This is a genomic window from Segatella oulorum F0390 (genome assembly GCF_000224615.1).
GTDB classification, from domain to species: Bacteria; Bacteroidota; Bacteroidia; order Bacteroidales; family Bacteroidaceae; genus Prevotella; species Prevotella oulorum.
This window is the reverse complement of sequence record NZ_JH114215.1, coordinates 254,834-278,422: the sequence shown is the minus strand read 5'-3', so window position 1 is coordinate 278,422 and position 23,589 is coordinate 254,834. Positions and strand designations below refer to the sequence as shown.

The 23,589-nt window shown below is 44.0% G+C and carries 19 protein-coding genes; 3 read left to right on the top strand and 16 right to left on the bottom strand.

Annotation, left to right across the window (positions count from 1 at the left end; genetic code table 11):
• Nucleotides 1–10: 10 nt before the first annotated feature.
• The 14 genes from rfbD to holA all read right to left on the bottom strand — a co-directional run bounded on the left by rfbD (nucleotide 11) and on the right by holA (nucleotide 14,511).
• On the bottom strand, nucleotides 11–886 hold the full coding sequence (gene rfbD, locus HMPREF9431_RS01140) for a dTDP-4-dehydrorhamnose reductase (protein ID WP_004379215.1): 876 nt from the start codon (nucleotides 884–886) through the stop codon (nucleotides 11–13).
• 33 nt (nucleotides 887–919) lie between these two features.
• Complete coding sequence (locus tag HMPREF9431_RS01135; protein ID WP_004379214.1) at nucleotides 920–1,471, bottom strand: DUF4924 family protein; 552 nt, start codon at nucleotides 1,469–1,471, stop codon at nucleotides 920–922.
• Nucleotides 1,472–1,504: 33 nt separating this feature from the next.
• A complete protein-coding gene (locus HMPREF9431_RS01130) occupies nucleotides 1,505–2,194 on the bottom strand; it encodes a LysE family translocator (protein ID WP_004379213.1) in 690 nt (229 codons plus the stop codon).
• Nucleotides 2,195–2,258: 64 nt separating this feature from the next.
• A complete protein-coding gene (locus tag HMPREF9431_RS01125) occupies nucleotides 2,259–3,239 on the bottom strand; it encodes an ROK family protein (protein ID WP_004379212.1) in 981 nt (326 codons plus the stop codon).
• Between the two features lie 398 nt (nucleotides 3,240–3,637).
• Nucleotides 3,638–5,359 (bottom strand): chloride channel protein, encoded by a 1,722-nt coding sequence (locus HMPREF9431_RS01120; RefSeq protein WP_050795601.1) that lies wholly within the window; start codon nucleotides 5,357–5,359, stop codon nucleotides 3,638–3,640.
• A gap of 80 nt (nucleotides 5,360–5,439) precedes the next feature.
• Complete coding sequence (locus HMPREF9431_RS01115; protein WP_004379210.1) at nucleotides 5,440–6,009, bottom strand: L-threonylcarbamoyladenylate synthase; 570 nt, start codon at nucleotides 6,007–6,009, stop codon at nucleotides 5,440–5,442.
• Nucleotides 6,010–6,162: 153 nt separating this feature from the next.
• Entirely contained in the window at nucleotides 6,163–7,143 is a 981-nt protein-coding gene (gene fmt / locus HMPREF9431_RS01110) for a methionyl-tRNA formyltransferase (RefSeq protein ID WP_040560997.1), read from the bottom strand.
• 936 nt (nucleotides 7,144–8,079) lie between these two features.
• Complete coding sequence (locus HMPREF9431_RS01100) at nucleotides 8,080–8,445, bottom strand: hypothetical protein (protein WP_004379207.1); 366 nt, start codon at nucleotides 8,443–8,445, stop codon at nucleotides 8,080–8,082.
• A 237-nt stretch (nucleotides 8,446–8,682) separates the two neighbouring features.
• Nucleotides 8,683–9,759, bottom strand: a complete 1,077-nt coding sequence (aroC, locus tag HMPREF9431_RS01095) for a chorismate synthase (protein WP_004379206.1) — start codon at nucleotides 9,757–9,759, stop codon at nucleotides 8,683–8,685.
• Between the two features lie 23 nt (nucleotides 9,760–9,782).
• Nucleotides 9,783–10,364: an FKBP-type peptidyl-prolyl cis-trans isomerase gene (locus HMPREF9431_RS01090; RefSeq protein ID WP_004379205.1), complete on the bottom strand. Its 582-nt coding sequence runs from the start codon at nucleotides 10,362–10,364 to the stop codon at nucleotides 9,783–9,785.
• Between the two features lie 139 nt (nucleotides 10,365–10,503).
• Nucleotides 10,504–11,415: a dihydroorotate dehydrogenase gene (locus tag HMPREF9431_RS01085; RefSeq protein WP_004379204.1), complete on the bottom strand. Its 912-nt coding sequence runs from the start codon at nucleotides 11,413–11,415 to the stop codon at nucleotides 10,504–10,506.
• Complete coding sequence (locus HMPREF9431_RS01080) at nucleotides 11,403–12,179, bottom strand: dihydroorotate dehydrogenase electron transfer subunit (protein ID WP_004379203.1); 777 nt, start codon at nucleotides 12,177–12,179, stop codon at nucleotides 11,403–11,405. Before HMPREF9431_RS01080 ends, HMPREF9431_RS01085 begins: the two co-directional genes overlap by 13 nt.
• Nucleotides 12,180–12,238: 59 nt before the next feature.
• A complete protein-coding gene (locus HMPREF9431_RS01075; RefSeq protein WP_040560638.1) occupies nucleotides 12,239–12,706 on the bottom strand; it encodes a helix-turn-helix domain-containing protein in 468 nt (155 codons plus the stop codon).
• A gap of 770 nt (nucleotides 12,707–13,476) precedes the next feature.
• Nucleotides 13,477–14,511: a DNA polymerase III subunit delta gene (holA, locus tag HMPREF9431_RS01070; protein WP_004379199.1), complete on the bottom strand. Its 1,035-nt coding sequence runs from the start codon at nucleotides 14,509–14,511 to the stop codon at nucleotides 13,477–13,479.
• A gap of 106 nt (nucleotides 14,512–14,617) precedes the next feature.
• On the opposite strand from holA, the gene HMPREF9431_RS01065 reads away from it, so the two are divergent.
• The gene (locus HMPREF9431_RS01065) at nucleotides 14,618–15,085 is read left to right on the top strand and encodes a type I restriction enzyme HsdR N-terminal domain-containing protein (RefSeq protein WP_004379198.1); all 468 of its coding nucleotides are present in this window, start codon (nucleotides 14,618–14,620) and stop codon (nucleotides 15,083–15,085) included.
• Nucleotides 15,086–15,448: 363 nt separating this feature from the next.
• On the opposite strand, the gene nrdG is transcribed toward HMPREF9431_RS01065, so the two are convergent.
• Nucleotides 15,449–15,955: an anaerobic ribonucleoside-triphosphate reductase activating protein gene (nrdG, locus tag HMPREF9431_RS01060; RefSeq protein ID WP_004379197.1), complete on the bottom strand. Its 507-nt coding sequence runs from the start codon at nucleotides 15,953–15,955 to the stop codon at nucleotides 15,449–15,451.
• A gap of 144 nt (nucleotides 15,956–16,099) precedes the next feature.
• Nucleotides 16,100–18,316: an anaerobic ribonucleoside triphosphate reductase gene (locus tag HMPREF9431_RS01055; RefSeq protein WP_004379196.1), complete on the bottom strand. Its 2,217-nt coding sequence runs from the start codon at nucleotides 18,314–18,316 to the stop codon at nucleotides 16,100–16,102.
• Nucleotides 18,317–18,782: 466 nt separating this feature from the next.
• Between HMPREF9431_RS01055 and purL the strand changes: the two genes are divergently transcribed.
• A complete protein-coding gene (gene purL / locus HMPREF9431_RS01050) occupies nucleotides 18,783–22,511 on the top strand; it encodes a phosphoribosylformylglycinamidine synthase (RefSeq protein WP_004379194.1) in 3,729 nt (1,242 codons plus the stop codon).
• Nucleotides 22,512–22,589: 78 nt separating this feature from the next.
• Entirely contained in the window at nucleotides 22,590–23,474 is an 885-nt protein-coding gene (locus HMPREF9431_RS01045) for a DMT family transporter (RefSeq protein ID WP_040560637.1), read from the top strand.
• The last annotated feature ends 115 nt before the right edge of the window (nucleotides 23,475–23,589 follow it).

The window sequence follows — 23,589 nt, the reverse complement described above, 5'->3', positions numbered from 1 at the left end:
TTGGATTATGCTATTCGCCCATGTTGGCAAGACATTTCTTCAAACTGTCGCGCCAATAGGGTATCTGATAGCCAAAAGTATGCTTGATTTTTGTTTTATCCAAAACAGAATAAGCTGGACGCACCACCGGACTGGGATACTCATCGCTATGACAAGGCAGCACCTCACAGGTCGTATTGCCGGTAAGTTCAGCTATGGCCAGAGTGAAATCATACCAAGAGCAAACCCCTTCGTTGCTGAAATGATAAATGCCTTCGTTGCCAACAAATTGCCGACGCTCAATGATATGCACGATAACATCGGCCAAATCTCCGGCGTAGGTGGGGGTTCCACATTGGTCGAAAACAACCTTCAACTGCGGCTTAGTCTGCAAGAGCGACAACATGGTCTTCACAAAATTCTTACCATATTCGGAATAGAGCCATGCTGTGCGAATGATGATATGCTGCACTCCTGTAGCTTGAATGAGCTGTTCGCCATGCAATTTCGTTCGCCCGTAGACTCCTGTTGGCTCTCCTTGTTGCGTCTCCTTGCACGGAACATTATAGTTTGTTCCGCCGAAAACATAGTCGGTACTGATGTGCACCAACAATCCGTCAACTTCTTTCATTGCAAGCGCCAGATTTTCGGGTGCCTTAGCATTGAGCACATCGACAATATCTCCGGCCGTTTCGGCAGCATCGACATTGGTCCATGCTGCACAGTTGATGATGCACTTCACATCATGCGTCTTCACCATCTTGCGAATAGCATCAAGATCGGTGATGTCTAAATGGGTATAGCCCTCACAAACATCCGTGAAAATAAACTCATCTTTACTCTGCTTTGCACAGATTTGTATTTCATTTCCCAACTGTCCGTTTGCACCTGTAACAAGAATCTTCATAGCTCCTACCTTTTAAATCGTAACTCTATATTTTTATTCCTCGCCGAAGTCCAATCCTTCGGTCTCATCTTTCAAATAGTAATCACTAAGCATGCCTATAAAGGTTGATATCTCCTTCATCGCATGTTGGGTCTCGGGATTAATATCCTTTTTTTGCAAACGCAACAGCATCACACCATAGAGGGCATCTAAACACGTCTCAATCTCATTGATGTCTTTTTCACCCTTGTTGCGCAACTCCACAATAAAAGGCAGCACCTTATAATATTCGGCATTATAGATGGGGAATTTATTGCTTTGCAACAAGCGATGGTGCAAGTCGGCCATATCACGCACCACAATGGCATTAATATTTAAGTGCCCCTGTTCACGCTTACCTTCTTCGTTCATCATGCGCACTAAATTGCCAAACCAATCTAACTCCTCGGCACGCTGCTCTTCCGTATAACTTGTAAATTGATTGATATAAGCCTTCCGAATCAGCGGCAACGAACACCCCATCGCGCGGATGGTGTCTTCAATCTGCCACATATAAAGCAGATACTCTGCTATAGACTTTCTCCTTAATTCTTGTGCAATAAACATAGCTACCTATTCTTTTCAATCTTCACCTTGTGCCTACAAAGCCGACAATTCAGGAAGATGGTATAAATTAAAGATGGTGCCGACAAGCGCTATCAAAGCAAAAACAATCACCACACCACCGATAACCTTGTTGATTATAACAATGGCATTATCATTAAATTTAGCCCGAACTTTGTCGATGAGCCACGTCAGGCCATACCACCACAACAAAGCGCCTAACAAGACACCTGCATAGCCAATGGTCATCTCGGCCTTATGGTCGGGAATAACGAAAGCAAACAAAGCAAACAGCATCATGAAATAGGGAATGATGAGCAGATTGCTAAACGTTACGACAAAGGCCGTTATCCCGTTATGCAACAACGAGCCACGACTGCCGCTACTGCTCTTATGGGCCTTCTCCATGGGATTGCTGCGATAGCTATAAATGCCAAAGAGAAGAATGAGGATGCCACCAAACACCTGAAGATAGAACTTTGTGTTAGGATTGTTTACAAAATCTATCACAAAGCTCATGCCGACACCTGTAAGCACTGCATATATCAAATCGCTGAAAGCTGCACCCACACCCGTTACAAACCCAAACCAACGACCCTTTTTCAGCGTTCGGTTGATGCACAAAATACCAACTGGCCCCATAGGAGCCGAGGCCAATATCCCTATCAGAACACCCTTTACGACGAGTTCTAATATATTGTAATCAAAGGCGGATGCAAAATTCATACGGGCTGCAAAGGTAAATAAAAAAAAGCAGATTGCAAAGGCAATCTGCTTAAATATGTAGTTTTTACAACTCCCATCCAACAGCGCTCGCTCCTAACACTGCAGCGCTCGACCCTTCAAGTCCGCTGATTAAGAATTTGGCCTTATTTTTATAAATAGGGAGCACCGTTTCATTGTAACTCTCCACCAAAGGTTTCATGAGCAAATCGCCGGCCTTTGTCAATCCACCGAAGAAAATAAAGGCTTCAGGACTCGAGAATGTCATGAAATTGGCACAAGCCTCGCCCAACAACTTTCCTGTAAAGTCATACACACGATTGGCCAACGCATCGCCCTTTCCCGCCGCAATACTTACGTCTAACGCCGTGATGTCGTCTGCATTAATATCGCGCAATAAGGATGGTTCATCGCTCTCTTTCAAAAACTCGCGTGCACTCCGGGCAACACCTGTGGCAGAACAATAAGCTTCCAAACAGCCTTTACGCCCACAGCCACACATACGCCCTTCGTGAGGGCGAACAATCATGTGGCCTAACTCACCGGCAAAGCCATCGCTTCCATAAACCATCTGCCCATTGACCACGATACCCGAACCGACGCCCGTGCCCAAAGTGAGGACGATGAAGTTCTTCATTCCGCGCGCTACGCCATAGGTCATTTCGCCAATGGCTGCCGCGTTGGCATCATTTGTAAGCCCGACAGGAGTGTTTTCCAAGCGCTTACTAAACATGTCGGCTAAAGGAACGATTCCCGTACGTCCCCACGACAAGTTAGGAGCAAACTCTATTGTGCCCGTATAAAAATTTCCATTCGGCGCACCAATCCCCATTGCTTTAATGGTGCCAAGGCCGCCAACCTGATCGATGATTACCTTCAATGCCTCTACAGCAGCATCAACATAATCCTCCACTTTGTCGTAACCTTGCGTCTTGATGGCTGTCGTGGCCTTAATTTCACCACGCGAATCAACAATACCAAAAACAGAATTGGTTCCTCCAAGGTCTAAGCCTATAACATAAGGCTTCATCATTTCGTTTATATTCATGACTACACTAATTATATGATTTTACTTTTTGTCATTAGATAATAGAAGAATGCGGTAGCAAAGATATTATATTTCCACCACTACAACAAATTTTTCTTTAAAAAAACATGTGTTCAGCAGGTGCGGAACAACCATTTTCCTAAAAAACATGCGTTCAGCAGGTGCGGAACAACCATTTTCCAAAAAAACATGTGTTCAGCAGGTGCGGAACAACCATTTTCCAAAAAAACATGTGTTCAGCAGGTGCGGAACAACCATTTTTCTAAAAAACATGCGTTCAGCAGGTGCGGAACAACTGTTTTCGAAAAAAACAAACGTTCCAAGGGGTTGGAATAACTGTTTTCAGAAAAAACAAACGTTCCAAGGGGTTGGACGACGGTCTTTCGCAAAAAAGACAGCTATTCGGAACTGAAATCGGCCACTAAATGGCGATACATGCTGTACATCCGGGTGCGCGAAACATAGCCCTGCAAATGCTTGTTTATATCCACCACGGGCAAATAATTGCAATTCGCATTTTCGAATTTCCGCATCACGTCAACCATCTTATCGTCTTTAAACAACGTTGCCGGCACGGGCGTCATAATGTCACGCACGGTGAAACGATGATAAAGTTCTGAACGAAACATCACATGACGAATTTTCGTAATATCGATTTCGCCAAGCAATGTCCCCGCTTCATCCAACACCGGCAAAAAGCTCGTATGGCTCTTGCTGATGGCATTGATGAGCTTTCCCAAGGGCATGTCGGGACTGACCGACGTAAATTGCCGGTCGATGATGCTGTCCAAACTCATCAAAGTCAGCACGGCCTGGTCTGTATGATGGGTTAAAAGCTTCCCCTCACGCGCCAAACGTATGCCATAAATGCTATGCTGTTCAAAGATGTTTATCGTGAGATAGCCGCAGATGCACACAATCATCAGGGGGATAAAAAGTTGATAGCCGCCCGTCAGTTCGGCAATGAGGAAGATGCCTGTCAAAGGTGCTTGCATCACACCGGCCATCACACCGGCCATGCCCATCAAAGCAAAATTCTTCTCGGGAACATAAACGCCCAACTGATAGCTATTCCAAATGCGAGCGAAAAAGAAACCCGCAAAGCCGCCAATAAACAGCGATGGCGCGAAGGTTCCGCCACAACCTCCGGCTCCATTGGTGGCCGATGTGGCAAAAACCTTAAACAACACGACCAAGCCCACATAGAGAACAAGGTATTCGCTATGGCCATAAAACATCGAACCATCCATCACCTTCCCCCAATCGGCCATGGTTTCGCCGCTCAAGAAGATATCGACTTGGTTATAACCCTCGCCATAGAGTGACGGGAAAAAGAAGATAAGCACACTCAACAAAAGCCCACCAACGATGATCTTCATGCCCGGATAGCGCTTCATGCGGGTAAACGTATTCTCGCAAGCGGTCATCAGACGCATGAAGTACAAACCCACAAAGCCACAGAACACGCCCAAGAGAATATAAGGTGGGACGCGCTGAATGTCCCACGTGCTGTCCATGTGGTAGTTGAACAGGGCATCGCTACCCGAGAAAATGTAACTGAAACAGGTTGCCGTGACGCTGGCTATCAGGATGGGGAGCAGGGAAGCCATGGTCAAATCGAGCATCAAAATCTCCAACGTAAAGACCAAACCGGCAAAAGGAGCTTTGAAGATGCCCGAGATGGCGGCCGAAGCACCGCAACCAACCAAAAGCATCATCGTGCGGGAATCCATGTGGAAGAGCCGCCCTAAGTTGCTTCCTATGGCCGACCCGGTAAGCACAATCGGTGCTTCGGCGCCCACCGAACCGCCAAAACCGATGGTGATGCTCGAGGCAATTACCGACGACCAACAGTTATGGCCTTTCAAACGAGAATGGTTGGTGGCGATAGCATTCAGCACCCGCGTGATGCCATGCGAAATATTATCTTTTACAACGTGCCGGATAAACAACGACGTGAGATAAATGCCCACTATCGGGAACAACAGATAAAGCCAGTTATAAGTAGACATGTCAAAGCTGGCTGTCAGCAAATTCTGTATTTCTTTAATGATATGATGGAGCACATAACCTGCGACGGATGCGAAAAAACCGATGACAAAAGCTAAGATGAGCGTCATTTGCCGGTCTGACAAATGGGCTTTTCTCCAATCAAGCAAACGTGAAAGTTTCAAAACGCTTAAAATTTCTGTTATACCTTTTATTTCCGAATGACTTGCACCTGGCCATCCTCATTCAATTTGATAATAGCACTTGGCGTATGGGGTTTGTGCTCGTTGCGCCGACTCCAACACACATAATCCACAGCTTGCAGAATTTCTTCGCTAATATCGCGATAATTTGACGCAGCCGGCTGCCCACTGACATTCGCACTGGTGCTTACGATGGGCTTCTGAAAACGATAGCAAAGCTCCTTGCTGAAGGGCTCGTTGGTAATGCGCATGGCCAGACTTCCATCTTCGGCCACTAAGTTTTCAGCCACATTCACGGCATGCTCCAATATCACTGTCGTGGGCTTGACGGCTGCATCAAACAGCTCCCAAGCCACAGATGGCACATTACGGAAATAGCGTTGCAAACGCGCATCCGAATCGACTAAGCAAATAAGTGCTTTGGAGTCGTCCCGATGTTTGATGGCATAAACCTTGGCCACAGCTTCGGCATTGGTCGCATCACAACCGATTCCCCACACCGTGTCGGTGGGGTAAAGGATTACGCCGCCTTGTCTCATACAAGAAACGGCATTCTTAATATCGTCTTCTCGTGTCATATCGTTTTCTTCTCTATTCGTTTTTCTTTTCGTTTTGCCGCGCTCCTCCTAACCCATATCGCAGCTTTTATGCCATAAAGAATAGGCTTTTGCACCACAATCTATAGGCTTTCAGGCCCTAATCTCTATGCTTTTTCTCATGCCATGCGCCGGTTATTGCGCGACAAACGAGAAATCGTGCTGCCGCATCCCATTCAGAAAGTCGCGCGCAGCCATTCGTTTCTTGCCGGCAAGTTGCAGCTCTAAGATTTCCAAACATCCTGTGCCACACACGACAAACAAACGACTCTGCTCAACAACCACCTGCCCAGCCGCACCAGAATAAGCGGCCGTGGTTTGCGCTGTCTTATAAATTTTCAGCGTCGAAGCCTTTCCATCTACATTTAAATTCGTCCAAGCGCATGGATAAGGACTGAGGCCGCGCACAAAATCATAAATGCGTTTTGCAGGCCATTGCCAATCAATTTGGCAAGTTTCTTTGAAAATTTTCGGCGCCGAATGTAACGCCCCACCAGGCTTCTGCGCCCAATCGTCCTGTGCAACCGACTCCACTCTCCCATCGCCTGCAATAACTTTATCAATCGTTTCTATCGCTGCCGTCGCCCCTAAGCGCATCAGGCCTTCATACACATATTCTACATCGGCATCTTCAGGAATAGGGAAAGGCTTTTGCAAGATGATGCGCCCGGTGTCAATGTCGTGGTCTAAGAAGAACGTTGTAACGCCGGTCTCCCGCTCGCCGTGGATAATGGCCCAGTTAATGGGAGCCGCACCACGATATTGTGGCAACAAGGCGGCATGCACATTAAATGTTCCAAAGCGAGGCATCGCCCACACCACTTCGGGCAACATGCGAAAAGCCACCACCACTTGCAAGTCGGCCCGATAGGTTTTTAATGTCGAAACAAACGCCGGGTCTTTCATCTTTTCGGGCTGCAACACGGGCAAACCATGCGCCTGGGCATAGCGCTTCACGGGCGATGCCTGCAACGTGTCCTGATGACGGCCAACAGGTTTGTCGGGTTGTGTCACAACTGCCACAACATGATAGCCCTGCTCAACCAATTTTGACAAGGTTTCTACGGCAAACTCAGGTGTCCCCATGAAAACAATTCTTAAATCTTCTTTTCTCATCTTCTTGAATTTTCGACACACAAAAATAATAAATTTATTGTGATTAGCGTCCATACGGCTCGGTTTTTATCAAAGCTAAACAAAAAAGCATCAAGCAAAATCGGCCTTTTGCGCTGGCATGACGGCAAAATATGCTAGCGTTCATGCCTTTTTGGGCGACAAGATTGCAGGAAGGTCAGCAAAGTCGGCGGCGTTTGATGGCAAGATTGTAGGAATGCTTGCAAACTTAACGCTTCAGGCGACATACCCACAAGTTACATAGCTGTTATGCTGTGTTTCAATGATGTAAAAGCCCGTTCTGCCCACCGAATGAGTTGCTGCAACAATGTAACGGTCATATTACCCCCCGAATCGTTTGCTGCAACGATGTAACGGTCATATTGACCCCCGAATCGTTTGCTGCAACGATGTAACGGTCATATTGACCCCCGAATCGTTTGCTGCAGCGATGTAACGGTCATTTCGACCCCCGAATCGTTTGCTGCAACAATGTAACGGTCATTTCGACCCCCGAATCGTTTGCTGCAACAATGTAACGGTCATTTCGACCCCCGAATCGTTTGCTACAACGATGTAACGGTCATTTCGACCCCCGAATGAGTTGTTGCAACGATGTAATGGCCATATTGACCCCCGAATCAGTTGTTGCAACGATGTAAAACGTGTTTGCATGCGTACGAAATCGTGTTGCAAGGCGCAAAACGTGTTTGCACGCATACGAAATCGTGTTGCAAGGCACAAAACGTGTTTGCACGCATACTACAAGGTGGCAGCCTATCTGCCCCACCATCAAACAAGACCCGAACAGATGCTAACGATTGATTTGAGCCTGGGTTTTCGTTTGTGGTGACTACAACATAAAAAAACTGCACGTCTGTTTTGCCAGACATGCAGCTTCCTTTTTAGTTTTAACAACTTCTCAATATGGTGACGGGCTTAATTGTTCAAGCCACGATTGTTCATTGTTGCGTTCAACAGTTGCAAATACTTGCTATATTGATTGCTGTTCAAGATATAACGCATATACTTCAAATTCTTCTCAATGGCTTTGTCAACCATGCCCTTGCGCTCGTCTTTAGGAGCGTTTGCCGCATTCATCATTTCGATGCAGAAGGTCTTGTGCACGTCTTCAACGCTCTCCAACTGGTCGATTGAAAGACCTAAAGCGTTAGCCAACTTAGAATAGTTCACGCTCATGTCGTAAGCAGCAGCCTCATTTGCTGCCTTTGCATTCTCACCTTCGGCAAAAGCCATCGTTGTCATACTCACTAATGCTACCAACATCAAAACAATCTTTTTCATATCTTTTTTACCTTTTAAAATTAAGAGTGCCATGCGTTGCCGCCGCGCTCTGTTATACCTGTTTTTTATTCGTTTTAAAATGTCTTTTTGTTCTTAAGACAATGCAAAGGTAGGGCGAGAAAAAGAAAGAACAAAGCAATTATCACAGAAAACGGCAGAAAGACAACATTTATTGACCTACGTCAAACAGATGCTTATAGTTCGAAACAAAAGTTGCATCTGCCCAATGTTTTTCTCTTAAAACTTCCCGGTTAGATGGAGCAGATAATGGTCGAAGATCACCATCGCGGCCATTGCCTCGACAATGGGAACGGCGCGCGGAACAACACAGGGGTCATGGCGGCCTTTAGCCTTAAAGGTCACCGGCTGTCCATGCTGATTGACGGTGGATTGCGGTTTCAGAAGCGTTGCAACGGGCTTAAATGCCACCCGAAAGAAGATGTCTTGCCCATTACTGATGCCGCCTTGAATGCCCCCGCTGTGATTGGTTGAGGTGGTAACACTGCCATCCGACACGGTAAAACAATCGTTTGTCTCGCTGCCACGATGGCCGACGCTCGCAAAGCCGTCACCATACTCAAAACCTTTTGCTGCATTAATGCTCAACATCGCACTGCCCAAATCGGCATGCAGCTTGCTGAACTCGGGCTCACCTAATCCCGGAGGGCAGCCTTGAATGACGCAAGAAACAATGCCGCCAAGCGTGTCTCCCTCTTGTTTCACCTTCATAATGAGCGCTTCCATCTGGCGGGCTATGGCACTATCCGGACAACGCACGATGTTTTGTTCCGCCTGGTTTAAATCATAATGATGGTAATCTGCGGACAAAGCGATGGGGCCAATCTGTGAAGTGTAAGCATGAACATGAATATTGTGCTGCTGCAGCGCCAACTTAGCGATTGCACCTGCTACGCAACGTGCAAGGGTAATGCGCGCTGAAGCACGCCCGCCACCACGATAATCTCGGATACCATACTTAGCTTCATAGGTGAAATCGGCATGCGAAGGGCGGTACAACGTACGCAAAGCATCATAATCTTGACTGCGTTGGTCTTGATTAAATACGGCAAAAGCAATGGGAGCGCCAATGGATTTCCCCTCAAACAAGCCACTAAGAAACTCTATTCGGTCAGCTTCTGCACGTGAGGTTGTCACACGACTTTGTCCCGGTCGCCGGCGGTTGAGCTCGTTTTGCACGAAATTAATATCAATAACGACCCCCGCAGGCATGCCATCAATCACGCCCCCTACAGCCACACCATGGCTCTCTCCAAAGGTGGTTAGCCGAAAAAGATGCCCAAAACTATTTCGCATAGCGCAAACAACATATAGTTTTTTTAATGGCAACCGCCACAACCGCCGCATTCGTCGTGCTCACAACCGCCACTATGGCATCCTCCACCACAGCCTCCACAGCTGTGTTCGCCATGCAACATCTTAGCAAATTGTGCCAGTTCCTCGGCTGTAGCATCGCGGTTTTCCAACACTTCGCCGACAAAATTCAAGGTTTTCCCTGCCAACGGATGATTTAAATCGATTTTCACTTTGTCCGCACTGATAGCTAACACTCGCCCATTGAATCGCTGCCCATCTTCGTTTTGCAATGGAATAACTGCGCCTATTGCAATACGCGTATCATCAAATTTACCATCAATCATGAAAATAGATTTATCCAAATCGACAATATGGGCTTCCACATAATCACCATAAGCCTCAGCTGATGACAATGTAAAATCAAAATGCTCGCCTTTAGTTAAATGGACAATAGCTGCCTCAAAAGCCGGCAAAGTGATGCCAAAACCACTGATAAAATCAAAAGGACGCCCATCTTGTGTCTCTTCAAGAAGTGCTTTCGGCATTGCTGTCACATCATACAAACGGTAAGAAACCGATATAAACTTATTCTTTTCTTGTTCCATCTTATTAAAAACTGTTTGAATTGCGGCAGCAAAGGTAGGTCTTTTCCATCAATAGCCCCACATTTTACCACCTTATTATATATAGTTATGATTTCACCCTAATGCTTATAGCCCATTTATACCTCAATGCTTATAACCATTACACCTCTAAAGCACCGATGATTTCATGCACACTCTGACAACCATGCGCATCTAACCAGGAATCCAATCCTTCGATAACCTTTATGGTAACAGTAGGATCTACAAAATTAGCCGTACCAATTTGAATGGCTGTTGCACCACACATAAGGAATTCTATCGCATCAGCTGCCGAACTTATACCGCCTAAGCCAATCACAGGAATCTTCACTGCATGCGCAACATCATACACCATACGCAACGCTACAGGTTTAACAGCCGGGCCACTTAAACCACCCGTCCGAATACTTAGCTGCGGTTTTCGGCGCTCTATATCTACAGCCATCCCCAAAAGCGTGTTAATAAGTGAGACTGCATCGGCTCCTTCATCCTCACAAGCACAAGCTATTTGAGCTATGTCGGTAACATTCGGCGACAGCTTCACAATAAGCGTCTTATCATAAACGGAACGAACAGCCTTCACAACTTGTGCAGCTCCCGAACAAGTTACGCCAAAAGCCATCCCCCCTTCGCGTACGTTCGGACAACTGATATTCAGCTCTATCGCAGGTATCTTCTCTAAAGTATTAATACGCGCTGCACATGCGGCATAGTCTTCCGGGCTACTCCCACTCACGTTGACCAACATATTGGTGCCTATATCCTTAATCTTTGGATAAATCTCACGGCAAAAATAGTCGACACCTTTATTTTGAAGCCCCACACAATTCAACATCCCTTGAGCCGTTTCTGCCATCCGTGGATAATCATTTCCCTCACGATGATGTAAAGTTGTCCCTTTGACGATGATCCCTCCTAATTTATCTAACGGCACTAAATCTGCAAATTCTAAACCATAACCAAAAGTTCCTGACGCAGTGATGATAGGGTTTTTAAATTCAACATTATTTATTTTTACATTTAAAGCTGCCATAATAATTTATTTATATTTAAAACAGGACCTTCCTTGCACACACAAACATTCCCATCCTTCGTCTGCTCTACACAACAAAGACATGCACCTAAACCGCATGCCATCTTATTCTCTAACGAAACTTCACATAGAATTTTGTGTGCATGTGCATAGCGCGCAACACTTAGCATCATGGGCTTTGGCCCACAAGTTGCTAGATATGAGAAATTTCTTTTTTGGAGAATTGAATGGTTTGTAACATAACCTTTCTCACCCAAACTACCATCTTCGGTTGTAATGCAGACCTCCCCGTATTGCTCAAAAAGTTCTTTTTCAACCAAGTCATCTTTTGATTTTGCACCTAAAAGAAAAGTAACATCATACTTTCTATCATGAAGCACTTTCCCATAATAAAGCAATGGAGCTACGCCGACACCTCCTCCAATCAATAAAACCTTAGCATTAATATCTGTTGGTATCGTAAAATGATTCCCTAAAGGCAGCAAACAATTTAGAAATTCGTTTGGTACGAGCTTAGAAAGTTGCCGTGTCCCATGTCCCACTTGTGCCACTAAAAGCCAAAGTTCTCGATTTTCTACATCAACAAAGTTGACTGAAATAGGGCGCCTTAGAAAGGTATGTGAGGAATGATCCACACGAACTTCAACAAACTGCCCCGGATAAATTGTTGGAAGAGATTCGTCACTTGTTAACTTAATCAATGAATAGCGGAAACCTAATTGCTCAACCGACTTCACTCTCAAATCTAAAATCTGTTTTTCCATCTTTGCGCTTGCGCTTCTGTTTCTTGCAAAGATAACAAAAAAAAGTTAGTTACCAACAACTAACTTTTTGCAGGAACGAAGGTTTCCCATGTATTATCATCATAGAAAATACGTATCTCAGAAATCTTCCTCTCCTTTTTGTCAATAATTTTCACAACCTCTTTTTGCGGTTTCATAGTGATTTTGTTCCCATCTGGCACAACAGATTGAGAAGAAGATGATGGAGAAGTAGGGGACGGTTCTTCGGCAAAGTTAAGCATACCGTCAGATGTTTTTTGAGATGCATTACTACCATTGCCTGCTGAATTTACAACATCATTTTTATACATAGCCCCCGTTCCAAACATCAACCACTCTAAAGATAAGGTCGGTATTTTTGCACAGATAGCCTCAACGATAGCCAAAGTCGGTTTCGTACGATCATTAAATATGCTACTCAAAGATGCAGGTGATATTTGAATGAACTGTGCAAAAGTTTGCTGGGTCATGTGTTGACTCTCCATAATCTGTTTTATACGCTCTTTCATACGTAAAGCATCGAAAAATATGTTCAAATTACCTTGTTCCTATACAATTTACAAAGGTAAAGCAAAAAAGTTGAATAAACAACAAACTTAAACTATTTTTTATTACGCGAATTTACATTTACAAACATAAATCAGCATAAACAAAAATAAGAATGTAAATTAACCTCATTTTGATTTGCATATACAAATTCACAAACAAAAATGCACCTTATCTATCATTTTATTCATTATAAGTTAATATATTGGTTAAAAGCTGATTATATTAGAATAGAAAAAGATGACTACACGAGATTATCTCCTATACCACTAAATAATCGTTATTGTGGGATTAATTACTCTTTAAAAGTCCTATATAATACAGAATATGAGCTATTTGCATGGTATTTCAATGGGTACATATTTATTCATTTAAGAATATAAATATAAATATTCGGGTAAATAATTTATCATTGTAAAAATGTGAATTATTCAATATTACAAAACCATCCTGTTTACAAATATAAATTTATAACAAGATTTATCGAGTTTTGTTTTGTAAAATACAGAAATATGAATGTTAATAAAACAAAACCTAAAGCAATTTTCTTTGAAAAAGGCATTTTTTCATCATATTTTTAATATTCTGGCCCATTGGAAAGAATATTATAAATGCGCAAAATATGAGGCTATTAAAATAGGACAAAACCCTTTATTTACCGATATTTATGCCTAAAAAAAGTGCTCTTATGGAGCACTTCATTTAGAACAAAACAAGGTAAAAATAGCTATTTTTAATGCAAAATAAAGAAGATAAGCTCCTTCATAAGCTCTCCGACTTCTGTATTTGGGTTATTTATTCCCTTACTTTTGGCATCAATCTCTCTAACTTTAGAAATAATTTGGAGCGTTTTCATTGCAGAGTAATTTTGCATTCCTCGAAGATAATCTCGCGCAGCCCAACCACCCCGCAACTCAAGTGCTTGTGCAAGACTATTTTCATTTGTCCTATTCGGTGTATAATGTGCAATCATTAGATTTTCAAAATAAGAGAACAGCATTGGCAGAAAAGCAAAGAGTGAACCCGACTTTGGATTTTTGTCAAAGTATTTTACGATTAAATTAGCTTTAAAAACATCGCGATTGACTATCGCATTACGCAATTCAAAAGCATTAAAGTCTTTACTAATACCAACCTCCTTCTCAACCAATTCCGGTGTGATGCGGCGTTGGGATGTAGAAAATGATAGGAGCAATTTATCCAATTCAGAAGTTAATCGACTCAAATCTGCCCCCACAAATTCAGCCATCATTTGTGCCGCTTTGCAATCAATCGTTGCTTGTTGCTGTCTGAGATAACCCTCAATAAATCCCGGAAGCTCTCGGTCATACAATTTTTTGCTTTCAAAAATCACCGCACCACTTCCTTGTGCTATGGTAAAAAACTTTTTGCGTTTATCTATCGTTCCATTTTTATAGCAGAGTACAAGTGTTGTCGAAATAGCAGGATGTTTAAAATAGTTTTCTAACGCTTCCGTATTCTTCATATTCTGAAACTCGCGTACAACGACAATCCTCCTTACGGCCATCATAGGAAATCCTTTTGCCAAATCTACAACTTGCGCAGCAGAAACATCTGTCCCAAAGACAATACTTTGATTAAAATCTCGTTCTGCAGGTTGTAGACCATGCTCTACAATATAGTCCGTAATCTTATCAATATAATAAGATTCCTCACCCATTAATATATATATAGGTGAAAATTTCCCTGCATTCAAGTCGCGCATAATTTGCTCATACGTCGCACTTACATTTTTCTTTTCGGGCATTTTAGAATTCAATTTTTATTATTATCTTTGCATAAAAGGCCAATGTGTCAAGCAATGTTTTAATTTACATTGTCACATTCAACCTCATTACTGCAAAAATAATAAAATGATTCCATTAAACCTACCCGATTTCGATATAAAGTTAGCAGGAACTCCCAACCGACCAACAATTTTAGATATTCTCCGTCGAAAGTATGTTGCACTCACTCCCGAAGAATGGGTGCGCCAACACTTCATCCACTTTTTAATTAACTATAAAAAATATCCGGCAACACTTTTGGCTAATGAAGTAGAACTTAAAGTTGGCCAAAAGAGATTACGTGCAGACACTATTCTATACTCTAAAGACCTTAAACCACTCATGATTTTAGAATATAAAGCACCTCATATTACCATCACACAAAAGACATTCGACCAAATATCAGTCTATAACATGCTGCTGCATGTAGACTATTTAATAGTTTCAAATGGACGACAACACTATTGCTGTAAGATGGATTATAATAGTAAAAAATATTTATTTTTAGAGGATATACCGGAATACCAAAATATTTTACAAAACATAATGGGATAAACACTAAGTCTGCTTTAATATACAACACCTTATTTGAGAAATACTATAAGGTTTTTCTCCTATTACATACCCAAAAACCAATCCCACCATTTTCCAAAAGCAGTTTTTTCCTTTTCTTTCTCTACATCATTTCCATTCTTTTCATACAGTACTATGTCCTCATTCATCACTTATGGAATAGCACATGTATCCAAGGTGCAATGGCTTTCATAAAAAAAATGGTTCATATTGAGAATAAATATGAGCCATTTTATGCAGTAATATCGTATAGTTTATGGTATAAAGTGTGCTATATTTCACACCAATATACACCTTTTTAAAGCCCAATCACAGCGATTTTCTTAACAATCTAAGTATATTCTTCTAAATCGCCATAGCTGAATCAGCTTTCCAAAGCACAACCTTTTGTGTTGAAAGAGAGCGTTTTACATCGATTAATCGCTGGTTTCTACTCCCTCGAAACAGTAGGTCTTCATCCTTTTGCGATGCAATAAAGCGTCCATCGACCAACACATCAAGCTTTTCTAACAATGCCCTTTGTGTAGAATTTTGCAAGAGATCTTCAAAAGTAAACCCCGTATAACACCAAATTGTTTTATGCGTTTGTTCCCGAATGACCTTTGCTAAATCCAAGAAACCTGCGGCCTGAGCCATTGGATCACCACCGGTAAACGTAACATCAGCAAAAGAATCGGTTAAAATCTCATCCATCAAAGTTTCAGTTGTCATGCGTTCTCCTTGACCAAAAGCCCAGGATTGCGGATTATGGCAGCCCAAACAAGCATGTGGACACCCCGCACAATAAATCGAAGTACGCAATCCTGGTCCGTCAACCATTGTGTCATGCACCACTCGTAATACGTGAATCATATATTTTATAACAACTGATTATCATTAAAGGTGGGGATAGTCACTTCTACCATTCTATTTGTTTGCACAAATAATGCTCCTTTTTCAGAAACCGAAGCTGACTATTCCCTGCCCCATAAGATTTCATTATCTTTTAAAACAGAATTAATTTTCATCTGTATGTGTCACGCGATCATTCAATTCTGCAAGTTTTCCTTTATTCCAACGTTCGGTCGTTCCCACTAAATAACCCGTAATACGCTGTAATCTATCGATATGCGTGCTTCCACATTTTGGACATACATCTAATTTTTTTGCTGCATTTTCATATCCACAATCCATGCAACGATTACGATTATGATTCATGCTTCCGTAGCCCATATTATAGGCATCCATCATATCAACAATGCGCTCTATGGCCTTTGGATTATGTGTTGCATCGCCATCCATCTCTACATAGAATATATGTCCACCGCGTGTTAATTCGTGATAAGGTGCTTCTACTTGCGCTTTATGTGTTGCAGAGCATTTATAATACACCGGAACGTGATTGGAGTTTGTATAATAATCACGATCTGTGACACCTTCTATCTCGCCAAATTCTTTCCGATCGAAGCGGGTGAAACGTCCAGACAAGCCTTCAGCCGGTGTAGCCAACAGACTATAATTATGCTGATAACGCTCTGAGTATTCGGCACATCGATCGCACATATAACGAACAATCTTCAAACCTAAAGCCTGTGCTTCTTCACTTTCACCATGGTGTTTCCCCGTTAAAGCCTTTAGACACTCGGCCAATCCTATAAATCCGATGCCTAAAGTGCCCTGATTAATGACCTTTTCTATCGTATCATCCGGATTTAATTTGTCGGCATTAATCCAAAGTTTCGTCATCAACAAAGGAAATTGTTTCACAAAAGCGGTCTTCTGGAACTGATAACGCTCATCCAATTGCTTTGCTGTGATTTCCAAAATATGATCCAACTTCTTGAAGAAAGTGTTAATCCGCTCTTCAGAATTGGCTATTGATCGACATTCTATGGCCAATTTAACGATATTAATTGTGGTAAAACTTAAGTTGCCACGCCCCACACTTGTTGTCTCACCAAAACGATTTTCAAACACACGTGTACGGCATCCCATTGTTGCAACTTCCCACATATAACGCTTGGGATCAGTAGCTTTCCAATTTTTATTCTGATTAAACGTGGCATCTAAATTCAGAAAATTGGGGAAGAAACGGCGTGCAGTCACCTTACAAGCCAATTGATACAAATCATAGTTTCGGTCAGAAGGCAAGTAATTTACACCACGTTTTTTCTTCCAAATTTGAATAGGGAATATTGCTGTTTCGCCATTTCCGACTCCCTCATAAGTCGATTTTAATAATTCACGAATAATGCATCGCCCCTCAGCAGAAGTATCAGTGCCATAATTAATGGATGAAAATACGACTTGGTTTCCTCCTCTACTATGAATGGTATTCATATTGTGGATAAAGGCTTCCATCGCCTGATGCACCCGATTTACAGTTTTATTGACGGCATGTTGCTGCCAACGTGCATCACCTTCCAAGTCAGTCAACTCACTTATGGTGTAATCTTCCATCTCTGCATGATAAAGATGTGAAAGATCGAGCCCCATTAAACGTTCTACATTTTTCACCTCTTCTATATAAGAAGTACGAACATAAGGTGCCAAATAAAAGTCAAAAGCAGGAATAGCTTGTCCGCCATGCATCTCATTTTGACAAGTTTCTAAAGAGATACATGCCAGAACTGCTGCCGTTTCAATGCGTTTTGCAGGACGAGAAGAACCATGCCCTGCCACAAAACCGTCATCTAGAATATGGTCTAAAGGATGTTGAACGCAAGTTAAACTCTTCGTAGGATAATAATCTTTATCATGAATATGGATATAATTCTGACGCACAGCCTCATAAACATCTTGCGACAACAGGTAATCATCAACAAATGGTTTTGTGGTTTCCGAAGAAAATTTCATCATCATGCCTGCAGGTGTATCGGCATTCATGTTCGCATTTTCACGTGTTACATCGTTGTTTTTTATATTCACGATTTCCATAAAAATATCACGTGTTTTAGCTTTTCGTGCAATACTTCGTTGATTTCGATAAGCAATGTAACGCTGTGCCACATCTTTTCGGGCACTTTTCATTAATTCTTTTTCTACAAAATCTTGGATTCCTTCTACTGTCATCTGACTCTTTCCACGCATCGTGATATGGTCAGTAATCTTTTGTGCTAAGGCTTCATCTTCACCTTTATCTGTTTGCAGCATCGCTTTACGAATCGCTGCCATAATCTTTTGCTCGTTAAAACCAACGATTCTACCATCCCTTTTAACTACTGTCTGTATCATATATCCTTTATTTTTTATATTACTTATATCTTCATGCAAAGATAATAAATACTCAATTAAAAAAGCAAATTATCTATATTAAATTTTATTTTTGGATAACTTTTTAAACATTATATTTTAAATATGTATTGATTATCAGTAATTTACAAAAAATTTTGGAAAACTTTCATACAACTATTACAAAAAAATGTTGTCTATAAAATAAATCTTTCTGATTATTTTTCGAATTATGTTTGACAAAAATAAACAGTTATATCTCTCTTTAGCAAAAGAAGATTTTCTATTACAACTTCTTCAACACATTAAAAAATTCTACATAAAATGATAGGAACATGGCTCCCTATACCTGATACAAAAACAGGAACGTTACAGAGACTTATAAAAAAAGCAACATTCATTTGTGTGATAAACAGAATTACTGTAACTTTGCATAACACAACACTTCACCTATTATAATAAAGAAAGTATGATTCTTTTTTTCAAAACAACAACACAGAGCATTATTGCTACACAATTCAATCATCAACCCACACAAGAAGAAATCGACAAACTATGTTGGCTTTACGGAGAGGCGACCTATGAAGGCAACGATAAACTTGCCGGGCTTTTCGTGGGACCACGCCGAGAAATGGTGACTCCTTGGAGCACAAATGCCGTTGAGATTACACAAAATATGAATCTTGATGGCATTTTACGCATTGAGGAATATTACCCCATCAGCAGCAAAGATGCGGAGTATGACACGATGTTACAGCGCATGTACGACGGTTTGGATCAAGATATTTTCACCATTAATCATCAGCCCGATGCCATTAAATATGTTGAAAACTTAGAAGAATACAACGAGCAAGAGGGATTGGCACTCAGTGAAGATGAGATTAAATATCTCCACCAATTGGAGAAAGCCAATCAACGTCCACTAACAGATTCTGAAATTTTTGGCTTTGCTCAAATCAATTCAGAACATTGTCGCCATAAAATCTTTGGTGGAAAATTTGTGATTGATGGCAAGGAACGCCCCTCCTCACTTTTTGCTTTGATTAAAAAGACAACGCAGGAGAATCCCAATTCGATTCTTTCAGCCTATAAAGATAATGTAGCTTTTGCGCAAGGTCCCATGATAGAACAATTTGCTCCAAGCAACCCTTGTGCGCCCAGTTTCTTTGAAACAAAAGAGATTGAAAGCGTCATATCGCTGAAAGCAGAAACACATAACTTTCCAACTACGGTGGAACCCTTTAATGGTGCGGCAACAGGAACGGGCGGAGAAATCCGCGATCGCATGGCAGGTGGTGTTGGTTCTTGGCCTATAGCGGGGACAGCTTGCTACATGACGGCCTATCCTCGCCTACAAAACGATGAAGGATTAGCGACAGAACGTGACTGGGAAAGCATTCTCCCCCTAAGAGAATGGCTTTATCAAAACCCCGAACAAATTCTCATCAAGGCTTCGAATGGTGCCAGTGACTTTGGCAATAAATTTGGTCAACCGCTCATCTGCGGTTCGGTTCTCACCTTTGAACACCAGGAGAACGGAGAGAAATATGCCTACGATAAGGTCATTATGTTGGCTGGTGGCGTTGGATTTGGCAAGAAACGCGACTGCCTAAAGAAGACACCTAAGACAGGAAATAAGATTGTTGTTGTCGGGGGAGACAACTATCGCATTGGTTTAGGCGGCGGAAGTGTATCGTCTGTTGATACGGGTCGCTATAGTAATGGCATTGAATTAAATGCTATCCAGCGCGCTAATCCCGAGATGCAGAAGCGTGCTTACAATTTAGTCCGCGCGCTTGTTGAGGATAAAGAGAATCCCGTTGTGAGCATTCACGACCACGGCAGTGCAGGCCATCTGAATTGTCTTTCGGAGTTAGTTGAGGAATGTGGTGGCGAGATTCAAATGAAAAAGCTCCCGATTGGCGATCAAACCCTTTCGGCTAAAGAGATTATAGCCAATGAAAGTCAAGAGCGCATGGGGCTTTTGATTGATGAGCAACATTTGGATTATGTGCAGAAGATTGCCGAGCGCGAACGTGCACCAATGTATGTTGTAGGCGAAACGACTGGCGACGCACATTTCAGTTTCAAGCAGGAGGATGGCAAAAAACCATTCGATTTAGACGTGGCACAGATGTTTGGACACACTCCTGTCACCATCATGTGCGACAAGACTGTCACACGCACCTACGAGAATGTCACCTATTCGGCTGAAGCATTGGATACCTATGTGCAGCGCGTGCTGCAATTGGAAGCCGTAGCTTGCAAAGATTGGTTAACCAACAAAGTTGATCGTTCGGTAACGGGAAAGGTGGCAAGGCAGCAAACACAAGGCGAGATTCAATTACCGCTGTCGGATTGTGGCATCGTAGCCCTTGACTATAAAGGAGAGAAAGGCATCGCAACTTCCATGGGACATGCGCCACAAGCAGGATTAGCCGATCCCAAGGCGGGCAGCGTGCTCTCAGTGGCCGAAGCGCTAACCAACCTCGTTTGGGCACCGCTCAGCGAAGGATTGCACAGCGTCAGCCTCAGCGCAAACTGGATGTGGCCCTGTCGTTCACAGCAAGGCGAAGACGCTCGGCTCTACGAAGCCGTTGAAGCTTTGAGCGACTTCTGTTGCGCATTGCACGTGAATGTTCCGACGGGAAAAGACTCCCTCTCGCTCAGTCAACAATATCCCAACGGCGAGAAAATCATCGCACCGGGAACGGTTATCGTGAGTGCGGGAGGCGAAGTGTATGACATCAAAAAGGCCGTTAGCCCCGTCTTGGTGAATGACAAGCACAGCTCACTCTACCATATTGATTTCAGTTTCGACGAGCAGCATCTTGGCGGCAGCGCCTTTGCCCAGAGTTTAGACAAAGTGGGAAGCGATGTGCCGACAATTAAGAATGCAGAATATTTCGCCGATTGTTTCGAAACAATTCAGGAACTCATACGCCGCGGATGGATTATGGCAGGCCACGACATCAGCGCGGGCGGCCTCATCACCACCCTTTTAGAGATGACCTTTGCCAACACCACTGGCGGCATGCACATCAACTTGTACGACATCACGAGCGACGACATCATCAAAGTGCTGTTTGCCGAGAACCCCGGCGTGGTCATTCAAGTGAGCGACATCCACGAAGAGGCGTTGAAAACATTCCTCGACGACGAAGGTATCGGCTTTGCAAAGATAGGTTATCCCACACCGAAACAGCGCACCCTCACCATCAAGAAAGGCGATTTTACACACGAATTTGACATCGACATGCTGCGCGACAAGTGGTATACCACATCCTACTTGCTCGATCGCGACCAGAGCCGCAACGGCATGGCTAAACAACGCTTCATGAACTACAAAAAGCAGCCGCTCGACCTGCACTTCAACGACAGCTTCCGCGGCACGTTCGAAAGCTATGGCATCACGCCCAACCGCCAAGCGCCATCGGGAATCAAGGCCGCCATCATTCGCGAAAAAGGAACGAATGGCGACCGCGAGATGGCCTACGCACTCTATTTGGCGGGCTTCGACGTGAAGGATGTCACGATGACCGACCTTGTCAGCGGGCGCGAGACGCTGGACGACATCCACCTCATCGTCTTCTGTGGCGGTTTCTCCAACAGCGACGTTTTGGGCAGCGCCAAAGGTTGGGCGGGCGCATTTCTCTACAACCCCAAGGCCAAAGAAGCTTTGGACAAGTTCTATGCACGTCCCGACACGCTGAGCCTCGGCATCTGCAACGGTTGTCAACTGATGATTGAGCTTAACCTCATCAATCCCGAGCACGCACAACGCAGCCACCTGCTGCACAACACTTCGAAGAAGTTTGAGAGTGCCTTTGTGGGGCTCACCATTCCGCAGAATGAGAGCGTGATGTTGAAATCGCTGAGCAACTCGAAATTGGGCATTTGGGTGGCACACGGAGAAGGACATTTCCACTTGCCCGAGCCCGAAGAACACTACAACATCGTGGCGAAATACAACTACGCCGAATACCCCGGTAACCCCAACGGATCTGACTACAATGTGGCCGCCATCTGTTCGAACGACGGCCGACATTTAGCCATGATGCCCCACCCCGAACGCGCCATCTTCCGGTGGCAAAACGCCTACTATCCACGCCGACGCCACGCCGACGAGGTTACGCCGTGGATAGAAGCCTTTGTCAACGCACGCCAATGGGTTGCGCGCCAAATGGAGCAACATTAATCCACAAACAACAAGCACACTACTTTCATCGGTGCCATGCATCGTGAAAGTAGTGTGCTATTTTCAGCTCAGCGCAACATGAAATCTTCCGCCCAACCAACCCGTGGCTATGTTGATGCCATCGTTTCGGCCGCCACCTTTGGCACCATTCCGCTCTTCAGCCTGCCCGTGTTGTCGGCAGGCATGCCACCATCGTCGCTTTTGGTCTATCGGTTTGGCTTTGCCTGCCTCTTCATGCTCGCCGTGCTCATCGCCAACAAGAAATCGCTGCGCATCGGTTATGGCGAAGGGCTCCGCCTGGCTTTCCTCGCCCTACTCTATGCCTGCTCGGCCGTTTGCATCATCAGCGGCTATCGCTACCTTCCCAGTGGCGTGGCCACCACCCTCGTTTTCTCCTATCCCGTGTTTACCGCCCTCATCGAAATTATCTTCTGCCATCAGCCCCTCCGCGCTGTCACAGCCACGGCGTTGCTGCTGGCCATCGTGGGTGTGGCACTACTTTCGGGAGCTACAACGGGCGCGATGCACACGGGGGCGATTGTAGGTGTAGTGCTCGAACTGCTCTCAGGACTTTTCTATGCCATTTATATGGTGCTCTATCCGCGCATGCACTTGGCCCACTTAGGCAATCTCAAGCCCAACGTGCTCATCTTTTTTATGGCCATGCTGCTGCTCACGCTCTATTCCACCTTCACCACAGGTGGCCTCTACCCCATCCATCAACCCACCATCCTGCTTCATCTGCTGTTGCTCGGTCTTGTCCCCACAGCCATCAGCAACGTCACGCTCGTGATGGCGTTGAAGCGCATCGACAGCACCACCGTGGCCACTTTAGGCGCATTCGAACCCCTCACGGCCATGCTCATCGGCATCTTCGTGTTTGGCGAATCCCTCACGTGGTCCGTCATGTTAGGCTTCGTACTGGTGATTCTCGCCGTCTATATCCTCATCAAATACAAGTAGCGGCGGAGTTCCCGCCAGCTTCAACCTAATTGAGAAATATGCGGAGGAGTTTCCGCCGATGTCAAACTGATTGGGGAATGTGTGGCGGAGTTCCCGCCGGTCTCAGCCTTTCCCA

Coding starts and splice junctions, on each gene's coding strand:
- rfbD (WP_004379215.1), bottom strand. CDS start 886: ATGAAGATTCTTGTTACAGGTGCAAACGGACAGTTGGGAAATGAAATA.
- HMPREF9431_RS01135 (WP_004379214.1), bottom strand. CDS start 1,471: ATGTTTATTGCACAAGAATTAAGGAGAAAGTCTATAGCAGAGTATCTG.
- HMPREF9431_RS01130 (WP_004379213.1), bottom strand. CDS start 2,194: ATGAATTTTGCATCCGCCTTTGATTACAATATATTAGAACTCGTCGTA.
- HMPREF9431_RS01125 (WP_004379212.1), bottom strand. CDS start 3,239: ATGAATATAAACGAAATGATGAAGCCTTATGTTATAGGCTTAGACCTT.
- HMPREF9431_RS01120 (WP_050795601.1), bottom strand. CDS start 5,359: ATGACGCTCATCTTAGCTTTTGTCATCGGTTTTTTCGCATCCGTCGCA.
- HMPREF9431_RS01115 (WP_004379210.1), bottom strand. CDS start 6,009: ATGACACGAGAAGACGATATTAAGAATGCCGTTTCTTGTATGAGACAA.
- fmt (WP_040560997.1), bottom strand. CDS start 7,143: ATGAGAAAAGAAGATTTAAGAATTGTTTTCATGGGGACACCTGAGTTT.
- HMPREF9431_RS01100 (WP_004379207.1), bottom strand. CDS start 8,445: ATGAAAAAGATTGTTTTGATGTTGGTAGCATTAGTGAGTATGACAACG.
- aroC (WP_004379206.1), bottom strand. CDS start 9,759: ATGCGAAATAGTTTTGGGCATCTTTTTCGGCTAACCACCTTTGGAGAG.
- HMPREF9431_RS01090 (WP_004379205.1), bottom strand. CDS start 10,364: ATGGAACAAGAAAAGAATAAGTTTATATCGGTTTCTTACCGTTTGTAT.
- HMPREF9431_RS01085 (WP_004379204.1), bottom strand. CDS start 11,415: ATGGCAGCTTTAAATGTAAAAATAAATAATGTTGAATTTAAAAACCCT.
- HMPREF9431_RS01080 (WP_004379203.1), bottom strand. CDS start 12,179: ATGGAAAAACAGATTTTAGATTTGAGAGTGAAGTCGGTTGAGCAATTA.
- HMPREF9431_RS01075 (WP_040560638.1), bottom strand. CDS start 12,706: ATGAAAGAGCGTATAAAACAGATTATGGAGAGTCAACACATGACCCAG.
- holA (WP_004379199.1), bottom strand. CDS start 14,511: ATGCCCGAAAAGAAAAATGTAAGTGCGACGTATGAGCAAATTATGCGC.
- HMPREF9431_RS01065 (WP_004379198.1), top strand. CDS start 14,618: ATGATTCCATTAAACCTACCCGATTTCGATATAAAGTTAGCAGGAACT.
- nrdG (WP_004379197.1), bottom strand. CDS start 15,955: ATGATTCACGTATTACGAGTGGTGCATGACACAATGGTTGACGGACCA.
- HMPREF9431_RS01055 (WP_004379196.1), bottom strand. CDS start 18,316: ATGATACAGACAGTAGTTAAAAGGGATGGTAGAATCGTTGGTTTTAAC.
- purL (WP_004379194.1), top strand. CDS start 18,783: ATGATTCTTTTTTTCAAAACAACAACACAGAGCATTATTGCTACACAA.
- HMPREF9431_RS01045 (WP_040560637.1), top strand. CDS start 22,590: ATGAAATCTTCCGCCCAACCAACCCGTGGCTATGTTGATGCCATCGTT.